Source organism: Methyloradius palustris (assembly GCF_019703875.1).
GTDB lineage: Bacteria > Pseudomonadota > Gammaproteobacteria > Burkholderiales > Methylophilaceae > Methyloradius > Methyloradius palustris.
On record NZ_AP024110.1, the window covers coordinates 2,430,484 to 2,443,938 of the forward strand.

Consider the following 13,455-nt stretch of genomic DNA (forward strand, 5'->3'; position numbering starts at 1 on the left):
TTGTTGCTCCTTCTAGTTTTACGAATCTTGTTCCTGCTCTAGCTTGATTTCACTGAGCAGCCGAGATTCCTCTTTTGACAACGACCTTGCGGCCAGTAAATCCGGGCGTCTTGCCCCGGTTCTTGCTAGCGATTGTTTCAATCGCCAATTCTTTATCTTTGCATGGTTACCCGAGAGCAATATCTCTGGCACTTTCATACCTGCGTATTCTTCAGGCCGCGTGTAATGCGGGCAATCCAGTAATCCATCTACAAATGAATCTTCAGCCGCTGAATCCGCATCGCCTAATACACCCGGCAACTGCCTGATCACTGCATCCATCAGTACCATTACCGGCAACTCACCACCTGACAGCACATAATCGCCGATGGAATATTCTTCATCCACCATGCGAGTGAGCAATCGCTCATCCACGCCTTCATAGCGACTTGCCAATAATATCAAGCCTTCTTCTGCCGCCAGTTCCATCACGCTTTGATGCGTAAGCGGTTTACCTTGCGGAGACAGGTGAATCACCTTGCTTCGCTTAATACCTGCCTGTTGTTGCCTATCTTTTGCTGCATTAATCGTAGCTTCCAGCGGTTCCGCTAGCATCACCATACCTGGGCCACCGCCGTAAGGCCTGTCATCTACTGTCTTGTGATTATCTTTCGTAAAATCACGTGGGTTCGACAACGTTAATGCATAAATCCTGTTTTCAAGTGCTCGCGCTGTAATACCAGATTTGCTGATGGCATCAAACATCTGCGGAAACAGCGTGATGACATCAAATATAATCACGGGCTGCTTGTCAGGGTTGCTCAAAACTCCGCATCCCACTCAACCAGCATTTCTTTGGCTGCAATATCAACACTCAAGACCACTTGGTCAATAAACGGAATCAAGCGCTCACGTTCACCTTTGACCACAATCACATCATTTGCACCAGTCGCAAACACGTCGATAATTTCACCGAAATCCTGTTGCTGCTGGTTTTGTACACGCACACCGATTAAATCTGACCAGTAATATTCATCATCATCTGGTTCTGGTAACAACTCACGGGGCACAGCTACTTGCATACCTTTACAGGCTAGCGCGGCATCTCTGTCATCAATGCCATCAAGCTTAACTACCAGCGTATCAACATGCAGCTTGATCGTTTCAACGCTATAGCTTTTCCACTGCATGTCTGTGTTTGCCAATACCCCTAACCTCGGCCTAGCTAGCCAGAACTCGTCGTAATCAAAAAGACTGTCCAGCGCTTCTGTATCGGGTAATACTTTGAGCCACCCATAAACGCCATAAGGGGCGACGATGCGCCCCATTACTACCATTTGGCTTGGAATGACTGTTTTGCCAGTTTTCATAGCGACCGTTTTCTTATTGAAAACGGACTGAAAACTTAAGCAGCGACAGCAGCAGCTTGCTTAACCAGACGTGCAACGCTATCTGAAAGCTGAGCGCCGTGGCTACGCCAGTGGCTGATACGCTCGCTGTTTAAACGAAGACCTTCTTGGCCTTCTTTAGCAAGTGGGTTGTAAAAACCTACGCGCTCAATGAAACGACCATCGCGACGATTGCGTGAATCAGCAACTACGACGCTGTAAAAAGGGGTCTTCTTCGCGCCACCGCGGGCTAGTCGAATGATTACCATAATATGTGTTCTCTAATTAGTTTTTGCAGAAAGGGGCGGATTTTACGTTATTTTTGATGTACTTGGCAAGGTAAATATTGCAGTTAGCCTCTGCAACTCCAAGCTTAGTTATTGATATAGCACTATTGATAAGTCGTAGGATCAACAATGCCAGCTGAAGCAAACCCATCACGGCGAAAACGGCAAGAATCACAAAGCCCACAGGCCTTGCCTTCCGCATCAGCTTGGTAGCAAGAAATGGTGATGCCGTAATCCACTCCCAGCGCGCTCCCCTGTTTGATAATCTCGGCTTTGGTCATATCAATTAAGGGCGCATGCACAGTAATAGTTTTGCCTTCTACTGCCGATTTGGTCGCCAGATTGGCCATATCCTGAAAAGCCTTCACATACTCGCCACGACAATCCGGATAGCCTGAATAGTCGAGCGCATTTACGCCGATAAATATATCCTGCGCTTCAAGCACCTCAGCCCATGCCAAAGCTAGCGAGAGCATGATGGTGTTTCGAGCAGGTACATAAGTCACAGGGATGCCTTCAGTAGGTGACTCCGGCACATCAATCGCGTTATCAGTCAGCGCAGAACCGCCAAACATGGATAAATCGAGCATGGCAGTGCGGTGGGCTTTAGCGCCCAGCGCCTTGGCTACATTTTTTGCGGCAACCAGTTCTGCAACGTGGCGTTGGTGATAATCCAGACTCAAGCAATAACACTCAAAACCTTGGCTTTTGGCAATCGCTAATACTGTGGCTGAATCCAGCCCACCTGAAAGAAGAATCACTGCATTTTTAGTGGTTTTGTTCATTTACTTACCTGCGACTTCGCCCCAGAGTATTTTGTGTAATTGCACCTGCATACGCACTGGCAACTTATCTGCAAGTATCCATTCGGCAAGCTGTGTGGGGTTCACTTGGTTATAAACAGGGGAAAAAAGCACGCTGCATTTTTTAGCTATCGCGTACTCATCCATCAGCTCTTTAGCCCATTCATAATCAGCATAGTCGCAAAGTACAAACTTGACCTCATCCAGCGGTTTAAGCCGCTGGATATTGCTCCAGACGTTATTCTCTAGCTCACCAGAACCTGGGGTCTTGATATCCAGAATGACGGCTACACGATCATCCACACCTGTCGTATCAATCGCGCCACCAGTTTCGAGAGAGACTTGGTAGCCTGCATCACAGAGTTGGTTAAGTAAAACCAAACATTCTTTTTGCGCCAATGGCTCTCCGCCTGTCACGGTCACATAGCTGGCACCAAACTCAGCGACTTTGATCATGATGTCTTCAATCGACATATTTGAGCCGCCCTTGAATGCATAAGCCGTATCACAATAGACACAACGCATGGGACAACCCGTCAGGCGCACGAAAACAGTTGGCAAGCCAACGCGCGAAGATTCGCCCTGTAAAGAGTGAAATATTTCGTGGATACGGATCACGGAAGTTGCTAAATGACGACTACGATTTGATTGAATCTAGCACCGATAAACGACGCTTTGCGTTTGGTGCTATTTCACTGCCTGGGTACTTGCTGAGTAATTCTTTCAGTGTTTTCTTTGCACTATCAATATCTGCCAGTTGAATCTGCGCATTAGCAATATTGAACATCGCATCTGGTGCTTTAGCACTATCAGGATAGGTTTTAACTAGCTTTTGCTGGGTCGCAATCGCGGCTTTATAGTTCTTTAATGAAAACTGTGAGAACCCTAATGAATATTGGGCTTCTGGCAATCGGGCACTGCCTGGATAGGTTTGGATAAACTTACCAAAAGCATCAAACGCCTCTTTGTATTTGCCAGTTTTTAACAATGTTTGGGCGGCATCAAAATCTTTTGATTCTGTTGGTGCTTCTACTGCTGAATTCGGGTTGATTGCACCTGCTGTTGGTGCATCAGTGGCTGCTGGCGTATTAACAGCCGAAGCTGGTGCAGCTGTTTCAATTTTACGTAACCTGCCATCTACATCTACATATAAGTCTTTTTGGCGTTGTTGAGCCATATCAAGATTATGGTTGGTGACTTCAAGTTGACCTTTTACATTGCTCAAATCCTGCTTGAGCTGGTCAACTTGGGTCAACAAATCAATCAAGCCCTGACCTTTAATCACCGCCTCCATCGTGGCGATGCGCTGACTAAGTGCCTGGTTAGCCTGATTCTGGCTTTCCACTTGCTGCTGTAAATCGGCGATTTTCTTACGTGCTTCATCATCGCTGAATAAGCCCGCATGCGCCGTCTGCGTCAGCGCTAAAAACGCCAATGCAGAAGTTAAAACCAGAATCAGTTGTCGCATTTTATTTACCTTACCTAATAATCAGTAACTGATTACTCGCCTTGGTAAACGATATCAGCACGGCGATTTTTGCCGCGTGAAGCTTCGTCGTCACCGGTTGCCACTGGTTTTTCTTTACCATAGCTAACGGTTTCGATTTGCTTGTCTTGTACACCAAGCAAGTTCAATACTTTTTTCACAGCCACTGCACGACGTTGACCAAGTGACAAGTTGTATTCGCTAGAACCGCGGTCATCGGTGTTACCTTGCAGAATCACTTTTGCATCAGCATGTGCCAACAGATATTTAGCATGCGCTTCAACTAAAGGACGGAATTCTGATTTAACTTCATCTTTGTCAAAATCAAAATACACGCTGCGTTGTGACAGGATGTTGTTAGGGTCTTTTAATGGGTTCATGCTGCTATCAGAATCATTCATGCCAGATGTTTTAGCAGAATCATCCATAGGTGCAGAAACATTCTTATCAACTACAGGGGCTGCTGTCTCTTTTACTGGCTTGCTTGAACAAGCTACCAGTGACAATGCCAATAAGATACTTACCAATACGCTTTTCTTCATTCTTATCTCCTTAATAAACACATCAATTAAACAAAACTAACTTACGAAACCATCTAACCATCACTACATTTACTACAAAACTAATTTGCTGCAGGGCTCCATGCAGGCTCACGCACATCGCCGCCGCTTTCGCTTAAGCGCTGCTTCACTTTGCCATCGGCAGATACAGCAGCCAGTGCGCCTTTACCGTTAATATTGGTCGCATACAAAATCATGCGGCTGTTAGGTGCAAAACTCGGCGATTCATCTCTTGATGTATCACTCAATATTTGCACTTGCCCTGTGGTTAAATCCTGAATCGCCACACGGAACTTTCCTTGGTCCTGCTTGATGTAAGCCAGTGATTTTCCATCTGGAGAAAAACGTGGGCTCACATTATAACTGCCATCAAACGTTACGCGCTTTGCATCACCACCGCTGGCTGGCATTTTGTATATTTGCGCACTACCGCCGCGATCAGACGTAAAGTAAATCGTGCCGCCATCGTTTGACCATACAGGCTCAGTATCAATTGAGCTGGTTTTAGTCAGTTGCTGCAAATTCGTACCATCTACATCAATCGCATAAATCTGTGAGTTCGCACCGTAAGTCAGCACGATGGCTAAGCGCTTGCCGTCTGGTGACCATGCTGGCGCACTATTATTACCTTTGAAATTGGCCAGTATATAGCGCTGACCTGAAACCAGTGATTGCACAAAAATAATCGGTTTCTTTTTCTCGAAAGAAACATAAGCCAATTTTGTGCCATCGGGCGACCACTTCGGCGAAATAATTGGTTCGTTAGAAGAAACAACGGTTTGCGGATTATATCCATCAGCATCAGCCACCTGCAGCGAATAACGGCCATTAGACTTGGTGATATAGCTGATACGGGTCGCAAATACGCCAGGTTCACCTGTGAGTTTTTCGTAAATCACGTCTGCGATACGGTGTGCGGTAATACGGAACTGGGCTGGCGTGATGTTGTATTCAAAACCAGCTAATGGTTGCTGTTTAAGCACGTCCACTAAGCGAAACGACACTTTGAGCTTATTGCCAGGCAAGTTTTCAACAGTTCCCACTGTTAATGCTTGCGCCTGAATCGCTGCCCATTCCGCATATTTAACATCTGGCAGATCATGCGGCTGGTTAGCTACGCCGCGAGTTTCCAGCACACGAAACAAACCACTGCGACGCAGATCAGCACCAATAATGGTTGCCATATCATCTTGCTGTGATGATGTAGGCGAGGCCGCAAAAGGCACGATAGCCACAGGGATTTGCTGCTGTGCACCACCCACAATTTCAATGGTCAACGCAGCATGACTGGTTAATGGCAGCCACATAATGCACAAGCCAGTTAACAATTTGTAACAATTACTGAAATTAATCATAGGCTTAATCATACACGTTTGGGCGAATTAACGCCAAAAAGTTCCTTTGTTGTGATTTAAGATTTCAATTTAATACGATTTAATTATTAGGCGTGAAATTCAAATTTAGACTGCGAAACTGTGCAAGTAAATCAGGTTGCGTGGGCAATGGTAATGGTTGAGCCAGCAAAATCGCTCGGATGACAGCGTCATCACAAGCGATAATTCCGCTACTTTTAACAATCTTTGGTACACCAATGACTTCACCTGTTGGCATTAGCTCAAGGCCAATAAGCAATTCTGGCTTGCCAGTACCACACAACTGGTTATTTACATAACGATGAATCTTGCTACTGATCAGGCTTCTATATTTATCAATCTCACCCTGACTAGCTTGATTGGTGGTAGGTGAAACAGGCCCTTCTATCTTTGGCACGTCAGAATGAGCCGGCTTTGAATCTTCCTTCAGCATGTCTTGCTGCAATTTCTTCAGCAAATCTTCTTTGATTTTTTTCTGGTCAGGCTTAGGTGGATCTGGTTTGACGATAGGTTTCTCGACTTTAGGTATCTCCTTAACAGGTACCTTTTTCATCTGAATGTCAGGTTTTGGCTCAACGACAGGCTCTGGCTTGGGTTCAGGTTTCGGCTGTTCGACAGGTTTAGGTGGTTCTGGTGGAACAACTTTTTCAACAGGCTTTTCAACGGGTTTCTCAACTGCCTTTTGTTGCGGCAGGTTATCCCACAATTCAACTTCAGCCACGCTGGCTGGGCGCACCGTTCTCCAGTTAAATGAAAGCACAAGTATGCTCAGCAGCACTGCATGCACCAACACTGAAAGCGCGCCAGCTTGTATGGCAACAGGATTTTCTCGGGAACGTATCATCTACGGCTTAATCAACCTTAGTTACTAGGGTTTAACAACAGCCCAGTTTTAGGTGCACCTGAGCGCTTGAGGATTTCAAGCAGTTGGGCGACTTGCTCATAACTCGTTTTCTTATCCGCACTTACTACAAATGCCGTATCAGGCGTTTTGGCGAGTTGTTGCTTGATTTCGAATAACAGCTGGTCTTTTTCCAGTGTTTTTTCCTGGAACTCGATCTTGCCGTTAGCTTGCAGGGTAATGACCATAGGTGCAGTTTGCTGCTTCAAAACATCACTGCCCACTTTAGGTAATTCAACCACGCCAGGATTAGTCATTGGTGCAGTCACCATAAAAATGACGAGTAGTACCAAAGTCACGTCGATATATGGTACGACGTTGATCTGGTTCATTACCCTGCGTTTACGCGTGCGCAACATGGTTAGCTCTTGTTACGCTGTAGGATGTTGGTGAACTCTTCCATAAAGCTTTCGTAACGCACGGCAAGCCTGTCAACAGAAGTAGCGAATCGGTTATAGGCAATCACGGCAGGGATTGCCGCAAACAGGCCGATGGCAGTTGCTATCAGCGCTTCAGCAATACCCGGCGCAACGTGCGCCAAAGTGGCTTGTGCCATATTAGCCAGACCACGGAACGCATTCATGATGCCCCACACCGTGCCAAATAAACCGATATACGGGCTGACAGAACCAACAGAAGCTAAGAACGGCAAGTGGGAATCTAGATCATCAATTTCGCGGTTATAAGCTGCACGCATAGCACGGCGCGCGCTTTCGGTAATATCACTAAGCTCTAATCCACCCTGGCGTTTGAGCCTTGCGAACTCCTTGAAACCAGCCTCAAAAATACTGGCCATGCCTTGTGGCTTGGTGCGGCTGGCACTGATGCCTTCAAACAGTTTATTAAGGTCGCCACCACGCCAGAAATCCTGCTCAAACTCTTCAACTTCACGTTCAGCGCGGCGAATGGTAAAGACCTTGATAAAGATGTACCACCACGATACAAAAGACACCAAGAGCAAAATCCCCATCACCACTTGCACAGGCACGCTGGCGCCCGTGAGCAAGCTTAATAGCGACATATCTTCAGTTAAATTCATGCAGACTCCATAGCGATTACATTACGAATAGATTCAGGGATACTGGCTGGACTAAATGCCTCAGCATCCACACAGACGACCTCAACTAAGGCCTTGGTGAGTATTTCATCATCACGTTTGATGGTTTGTTCAAAGGTAAACAAGCAACGCTGAATTTTTGCTACCGTTGACACGACATGAATAGCATCATCAAAACATGCTGGTTTTTTGTATTGTATCTCAAGCTTGCGCACTACAAACAGGATGCCAAACTTGGCTTTAAGTTCCACTTGCTCAAAACCCAAACTGCGCAACCACTCGGTTCTGGCCCGTTCCATGAACTTCAGATAGTTGGCGTGGTAAACTACACCACCGCCATCAGTATCTTCGTAATAGACGCGAACAGGCCAGATAAATTCACCTGGATTAGCCTGTGGTAACTCGCCCATGCTTACTCCTGCCATAACTCTCCAGTGGCAATTGCGTTAGGCAAAGGCAGGCCGAAATGTTGGTAGGATAACTGCGTAGCGATGCGACCACGCGGGGTGCGCATCAAATAGCCTTGCTGAATCAAATATGGTTCAAGCACATCTTCAATCGTATCGCGCTCTTCGCCTATGGCTGCCGCAAGGTTATCAAGACCAACAGGGCCACCGCCGAATTTCTCAAGCACTGCTAGCAATAGTTTTCTATCCATTACGTCAAAACCCAGCTTGTCGACATCCAGCATTTTCAATGCGGCATCGGCAATCTCGGCAGAAACAATGCCATCCGCTTTCACTTGCGCATAATCGCGTACGCGGCGTAAAAGTCGGTTGGCAATACGCGGCGTGCCACGTGAGCGCTTGGCGATTTCAAATGCGCCAGCCTCTTGAATATCAACTTCCAGCAAACCTGCTGAGCGATGCACAATGCGCGATAATTCCTCAGATGTATAAAATTCCAGTCTAGATACGATGCCGAAGCGATCACGCAATGGATTGGTCAACATGCCTGCACGGGTAGTGGCGCCTACCAGTGTAAACGGCGGCAAATCAAGTCGCACAGAGCGTGCTGCAGGGCCTTCACCTATCATGATATCCAGACGGTAATCTTCCATCGCGGGATAGAGAATTTCTTCTACCACAGGCGATAAACGATGGATCTCATCAATGAACAACACATCGTTGGGTTCAAGATTGGTCAGCAAGGCAGCCAAGTCACCGGCACGCTCCAATACGGGGCCAGAAGTCTGGCGCATATTCACGCCCATCTCCTTGGCAATGATGTGCGCTAAAGTGGTTTTACCCAGGCCTGGTGGGCCAAATAGCAGCACATGATCCAACGCCTCACTACGTCCACGGGCAGCGCTGATGAATATCTCCAATTGGCTGCGTGCTTTCTCCTGTCCGACATATTCATCCAGCGCCTTGGGGCGTAAAGCACGCTCCAGAGCCTCTTCCTGCGGGCTTTCTGTGGCGGTTGCGATCAGGCGGTCGGTTTCTATCATGGATTTAAATATTAGTTTTAAGATTTAGAAAGCGATTTGAGTGCCAACTTAATACCATCAGACACTGTGACATCTGAAGCTAGTTGTTTTACTGCCGCCAATGCTTCGCGCTCATTGTAGCCTAGTGCTAGCAATGCATTGAGCACATCGCCCGTGGCTGATTTTGGCATGCTACTGCCCGCATTGGTGAGGCCTTCCACGCTGAATTTATCTTTCAATTCCAGCAACAAACGCTCGGCTGTTTTTTTACCAACCCCAGGCACGCGGACCAGCATGGCCGTTTCTTGCAACGCGATGGCCTGAATCAGGTCATCCACCGACAAGCCACTCAAAATAGACAGCGCCGATTTTGCGCCTACGCCATTCACTTTAAGTAACTGGCGAAAGGTCGCCCGTTCGCGGTCTGTGCCAAAGCCATAAAGTAGCTGCGCATCTTCACGCACCACAAAATGGGTAAGTAGTGTCACGCTCTCGCCAAGGGCAGGCAGATTATAAAACGTGCTCATTGGCACTTCTACTTCATAGCCAACGCCATGACAATCCACAATCACATGTGGCGGTGTTTTTTCCAGCAACTGGCCTTTTAAACGCCCAATCATATCAACCTACCGCCTTTCACGCGAAAGCCTGCTGTAGCAAGCTTCCCCAGCCCTTGGCCGCCATGTGCGTGGCAGATGGCGCAGGCAAGCGCATCAGCTGAATCGGGCTTTGGTACTGCGGGTAGATTGAGCAATCGTTTGACCATTTCTTGCACTTGCTCCTTTGCGGCATGGCCGTTGCCAACCACGGCCTGTTTGACTTGCAATGCGGTGTACTCTGCCACGGTCAGGTCTTTCATCACAGCGGCACTGATGGCTGCGCCACGCGCTTGGCCCAATAGCAGTGTTGATTGCGGATTGACGTTGACGAATACTTTTTCAATCGCCACTTCTTGCGGCTGGTAGGTTTCAATCACCTCGAACAGGCCATCAAGAATAATCTTAAGCCGTGCTGGCAACTCTTCCCTGTTTTCTGTTTTACCGCTGGCAGTTTTGATCGTACCACTGGCGATATATATTAATTTCTCGCCGATTTTCTCGATGACGCCAAAGCCTGTTAATCGCAGGCCTGGGTCTATGCCGAGGATTCTAATAGACTGTATCAATCAGCCATCCAGAATAAATCTCGCAAATGCACTTATTCTTCAATCACTGCAGAAGTGTAAACATCCTGCACATCGTCCAGCTCTTCGAGCGCATCCAACAGCTTTTGCATTTTCACGCCATCTTCACCAGCAAACACTACTTCGTTATCTGCTTTCATAGTGACTTCTGAGAACACTGCCTTGAAATTAGCTTCTTCCAGCTTTTCTTTTACGGCTGAAAAATCAGCAGGCGCGGTAATCACTTCGATACTGCCATCTTCATTATTGATGATGTCTTCGGCGCCCGCTTCTAAAGCAGCTTCCATCAGAGCATCTTCATTCGTGCCTGGCGCAAACACCAAACTGCCAAGATGCTTGAACATAAAGGCGACTGAACCATCAGTACCTAGATTGCCACCATATTTGCTGAAAGCATGGCGTACATCAGCTACTGCACGCTGCTTATTATCGGTTAAACAATCCACGATGACCGCAGCGCCATTGGTGCCATAGCCTTCATAGCGGATCTCTTCGTAGCTCACACCCTCGAGTTCACCAGTGCCGCGCTTGATGGCACGGGTGATGTTATCCGCTGGCATGTTTTCTTCTTTGGCTTCAATCACGGCTGCACGCAAACGTGGGTTGAAATTGACATCGCCGCCGCTCATGCGGGCAGCCACGGTGATCTCTTTGATGAGTTTGGTGAATATCTTGCCGCGCTTGGCGTCTTGACGGCCTTTACGATGCTGAATATTCGCCCATTTGGAATGCCCTGCCATGTTCTAGAATCCTATACATACCTGGAAAACACGGAATTTAAGTGTCTGCGCGGGCGAATTGCTGCGTTGCGCGGTACTCGCAACCTCGCCGTACTCTGTGTACTGTCTCGGTTACTGCGTTCCGTGCGCCTTGCACTTCATCCCGCTCAACAACTTAATTACGCGTTTCCGTGAAAATTAATCAAGAAAATTTTCAAGATTCTACCACAGAGCCCTTGTGCGAATCTGCCCTAATCCTGCCCCATTGCGGGGTCTATCTGCTCTTGCTTGAGGATGCTGCGTATCGAAATGATGAGCAATGAAATGGCAATGAGTGTCATACCAACCATCTCACCGACCCCTGGCCGTTCACCAAGTTGCCACCACGCAGCTAGCACGCCAATAACAGGAGCCAGCAACGATGTCATGCTTGCAATGCCAGCCGATAAGCGCTGCAAGGCATACAGCCACAAGAGCCAAGCGAGCGCATTGCAGAGAATGGCATTAAACAATACGGCACCAATAAAACTACTAGTCCATTGTATAGGCGGCGCAGGGACGAGAAACGCAGCAATGATAATCGGCACTGAACCAAACAACATCTGCCATGCAGTCAGTGAAAACAGATCAAGGTCGGGCACACGCTGATGAAGCTTCTTTGCAACGATGACGGATAAAGCCCAGCAAACACCACCCATGACGGCCAATATCATGCTGAATAAATCCGCGCCCAAATGCAGTGGATCAAGAATGAACAGCAAACCCATCAGCGAAAAAATGACTGCGAACCATTGTGTGCCGCGTATTTTTTCACCGAGTAGCGGCCATGCTAGCACCATTACCCAGAATGGCATGGTATAGGTCAGCACAGCCGTTTTACCTGCACCACCCTCTACCAAGGCCCAGATAATGAGCCCAGTGAAACCACTGGTCTGCAAAATCCCCAGCACGATCAGCGTCGGTATTTCTCTAGGGCGTAAGGGTTTGCGCATGATGAGCAAAACACCAAACAGGCAAATCGCTCCGAGAAAAGTACGTAGTGCGCTGAATTGAAAAGCACCTGCAAAATCCAGCGCATGCTTCATCACCACCCAGTTGTAACCCCATAACACGGTTAGCAGGATAAGTGCTGCAAAGGCACGGACTGTGGTTGAAGGTTTATAAGCCACTTTAGTTTTTACGCTGTTAAGTTTCCGCGTTTTAGTTCCAGATGTGGGTTAGTGCTTTCCAGCTACCATCAGCCTGTTTGCGGTAAACCAACTGCAAGCTACCACTGAATGTCTGGCGCTCGCCTGCAGCATCAGTCAAGCCTGCGCTCCATTTCCCACGTTGGAATGCCAGGCCGCCATCTACACCGACTTCAATCAACTCAATGTGATGACCATTCACGCCTTGCGCAAACAGATTTTTCCAGAACGCATAGATTTCAGCATTGCCAGTCAGTTGTGGTGAGCCTGCTGGCGAAATAGTTGCAGCTGCATCATAAAAAGCGGCTACAGCTTCTGGGTTTCCTGTATTAAATGCGGCATCCCATGCGGTGTTGATTTCGCTGATGGTTTTAGTAATTGCTTGTTGGTCTGACATATTAATCTCCTTGGTGATAGTTAAATAAACTAGGTTTAAATCTTGGCTTTGGTAAATTCGGCAACGCCCGCATCAATCAGCGCTAGCATTTTTGATAACTGCGCCCGACTCTTTTCATCAAGCCCAGCCATGCATAGTCGCAAGCGGTTGTAGTAATCGGGCATGACTATGTCTAGCTTGAATTGGCCAGCCGCAGTCAGGCATACAGCAACACTGCGCCTGTCATTTGCATCAAATATGCGCTCCACTAAACCATCGCGCTCGAGGCCATCAATCAGGCCCGTCATAGAGGCACGCGCAATACCGACTTTGTCGGCCAAAGCTGACGGTGTGGAAGTCAATGTTGATTCACGCATGAGCAGGATCAACACCCACCAGCGGCCTTGCAGCAAGCCATGGCGAGACAGGCATTCATCCAGCGCGGCAGACAAATCTGTGGCCACACGTAGTAAATGCAAAAATGTAGAAATCGCAGTCACATCGGCCTCGGGATAGCGCGAGGCAAATTTTTCTAGCGTTTCAGTGGTTGGTAAATCGCGAAGTTGCAACATAGTTAGCACTATTATAATTAGGTGGCTAACTATGTCAAGTGATTGAAATAGCCGAGATGCTTATATCGCGATAAATTAAAGAGTATATTGATTAGTAGCAGTACAAAAATAGTCTAAAAAAGACATAAAGTAAGCCAAACAACTTCTGAGGAGAA

19 protein-coding genes are annotated in these 13,455 nt (G+C 47.5%); all 19 read right to left on the reverse strand.

Annotation, left to right across the window (positions count from 1 at the left end):
* Positions 1 to 18: 18 nt before the first annotated feature.
* The 19 genes from trmD to ZMTM_RS11785 all read right to left on the reverse strand — a co-directional run bounded on the left by trmD (position 19) and on the right by ZMTM_RS11785 (position 13,300).
* Positions 19 to 777 (reverse strand): tRNA (guanosine(37)-N1)-methyltransferase TrmD, encoded by a 759-nt coding sequence (gene trmD, locus ZMTM_RS11695; protein WP_221765709.1) that lies wholly within the window; start codon positions 775 to 777, stop codon positions 19 to 21.
* 23 nt (positions 778 to 800) lie between these two features.
* Positions 801 to 1,349, reverse strand: a complete 549-nt coding sequence (gene rimM / locus ZMTM_RS11700; RefSeq protein ID WP_225907029.1) for a ribosome maturation factor RimM — start codon at positions 1,347 to 1,349, stop codon at positions 801 to 803.
* Between the two features lie 35 nt (positions 1,350 to 1,384).
* Positions 1,385 to 1,636: a 30S ribosomal protein S16 gene (gene rpsP, locus ZMTM_RS11705; protein WP_221764015.1), complete on the reverse strand. Its 252-nt coding sequence runs from the start codon at positions 1,634 to 1,636 to the stop codon at positions 1,385 to 1,387.
* 122 nt (positions 1,637 to 1,758) lie between these two features.
* Positions 1,759 to 2,439 (reverse strand): 7-cyano-7-deazaguanine synthase QueC, encoded by a 681-nt coding sequence (gene queC / locus ZMTM_RS11710; RefSeq protein ID WP_221764016.1) that lies wholly within the window; start codon positions 2,437 to 2,439, stop codon positions 1,759 to 1,761.
* Positions 2,440 to 3,075, reverse strand: a complete 636-nt coding sequence (gene queE / locus ZMTM_RS11715) for a 7-carboxy-7-deazaguanine synthase QueE (protein ID WP_221764017.1) — start codon at positions 3,073 to 3,075, stop codon at positions 2,440 to 2,442.
* Between the two features lie 19 nt (positions 3,076 to 3,094).
* A complete protein-coding gene (ybgF, locus tag ZMTM_RS11720) occupies positions 3,095 to 3,925 on the reverse strand; it encodes a tol-pal system protein YbgF (protein ID WP_221764018.1) in 831 nt (276 codons plus the stop codon).
* Between the two features lie 32 nt (positions 3,926 to 3,957).
* On the reverse strand, positions 3,958 to 4,485 hold the full coding sequence (gene pal, locus ZMTM_RS11725) for a peptidoglycan-associated lipoprotein Pal (protein WP_221764019.1): 528 nt from the start codon (positions 4,483 to 4,485) through the stop codon (positions 3,958 to 3,960).
* An 80-nt stretch (positions 4,486 to 4,565) separates the two neighbouring features.
* Positions 4,566 to 5,810 carry a Tol-Pal system beta propeller repeat protein TolB gene (gene tolB / locus ZMTM_RS11730; protein WP_225907030.1) on the reverse strand — a complete coding sequence of 415 codons (1,245 nt, stop codon included), beginning with the start codon at positions 5,808 to 5,810 and terminating at the stop codon, positions 4,566 to 4,568.
* A gap of 127 nt (positions 5,811 to 5,937) precedes the next feature.
* Positions 5,938 to 6,720 (reverse strand): TonB C-terminal domain-containing protein, encoded by a 783-nt coding sequence (locus tag ZMTM_RS11735; RefSeq protein ID WP_221764021.1) that lies wholly within the window; start codon positions 6,718 to 6,720, stop codon positions 5,938 to 5,940.
* Between the two features lie 17 nt (positions 6,721 to 6,737).
* Entirely contained in the window at positions 6,738 to 7,136 is a 399-nt protein-coding gene (locus ZMTM_RS11740) for a biopolymer transporter ExbD (RefSeq protein WP_221764022.1), read from the reverse strand.
* Positions 7,137 to 7,138: 2 nt separating this feature from the next.
* Positions 7,139 to 7,816: a protein TolQ gene (gene tolQ / locus ZMTM_RS11745; RefSeq protein WP_221764023.1), complete on the reverse strand. Its 678-nt coding sequence runs from the start codon at positions 7,814 to 7,816 to the stop codon at positions 7,139 to 7,141.
* A complete protein-coding gene (gene ybgC, locus ZMTM_RS11750; protein ID WP_225907031.1) occupies positions 7,813 to 8,244 on the reverse strand; it encodes a tol-pal system-associated acyl-CoA thioesterase in 432 nt (143 codons plus the stop codon). Before ybgC ends, tolQ begins: the two co-directional genes overlap by 4 nt.
* Positions 8,245 to 8,246: 2 nt before the next feature.
* Positions 8,247 to 9,284: a Holliday junction branch migration DNA helicase RuvB gene (gene ruvB, locus ZMTM_RS11755; protein ID WP_221764025.1), complete on the reverse strand. Its 1,038-nt coding sequence runs from the start codon at positions 9,282 to 9,284 to the stop codon at positions 8,247 to 8,249.
* A gap of 17 nt (positions 9,285 to 9,301) precedes the next feature.
* Complete coding sequence (gene ruvA / locus ZMTM_RS11760; protein WP_221764026.1) at positions 9,302 to 9,883, reverse strand: Holliday junction branch migration protein RuvA; 582 nt, start codon at positions 9,881 to 9,883, stop codon at positions 9,302 to 9,304.
* Positions 9,880 to 10,425: a crossover junction endodeoxyribonuclease RuvC gene (gene ruvC, locus ZMTM_RS11765; protein WP_221765711.1), complete on the reverse strand. Its 546-nt coding sequence runs from the start codon at positions 10,423 to 10,425 to the stop codon at positions 9,880 to 9,882. The genes ruvA and ruvC overlap by 4 nt, the downstream gene beginning before the upstream one ends.
* A gap of 35 nt (positions 10,426 to 10,460) precedes the next feature.
* Complete coding sequence (locus ZMTM_RS11770; RefSeq protein ID WP_221764027.1) at positions 10,461 to 11,186, reverse strand: YebC/PmpR family DNA-binding transcriptional regulator; 726 nt, start codon at positions 11,184 to 11,186, stop codon at positions 10,461 to 10,463.
* A 230-nt stretch (positions 11,187 to 11,416) separates the two neighbouring features.
* Positions 11,417 to 12,334 (reverse strand): DMT family transporter, encoded by a 918-nt coding sequence (locus ZMTM_RS11775; RefSeq protein ID WP_225907032.1) that lies wholly within the window; start codon positions 12,332 to 12,334, stop codon positions 11,417 to 11,419.
* A gap of 31 nt (positions 12,335 to 12,365) precedes the next feature.
* Entirely contained in the window at positions 12,366 to 12,749 is a 384-nt protein-coding gene (locus ZMTM_RS11780; RefSeq protein WP_221764028.1) for a YybH family protein, read from the reverse strand.
* 35 nt (positions 12,750 to 12,784) lie between these two features.
* The gene (locus tag ZMTM_RS11785) at positions 12,785 to 13,300 is read right to left on the reverse strand and encodes a MarR family winged helix-turn-helix transcriptional regulator (protein ID WP_221764029.1); all 516 of its coding nucleotides are present in this window, start codon (positions 13,298 to 13,300) and stop codon (positions 12,785 to 12,787) included.
* Between the last annotated feature and the right edge of the window lie 155 nt (positions 13,301 to 13,455).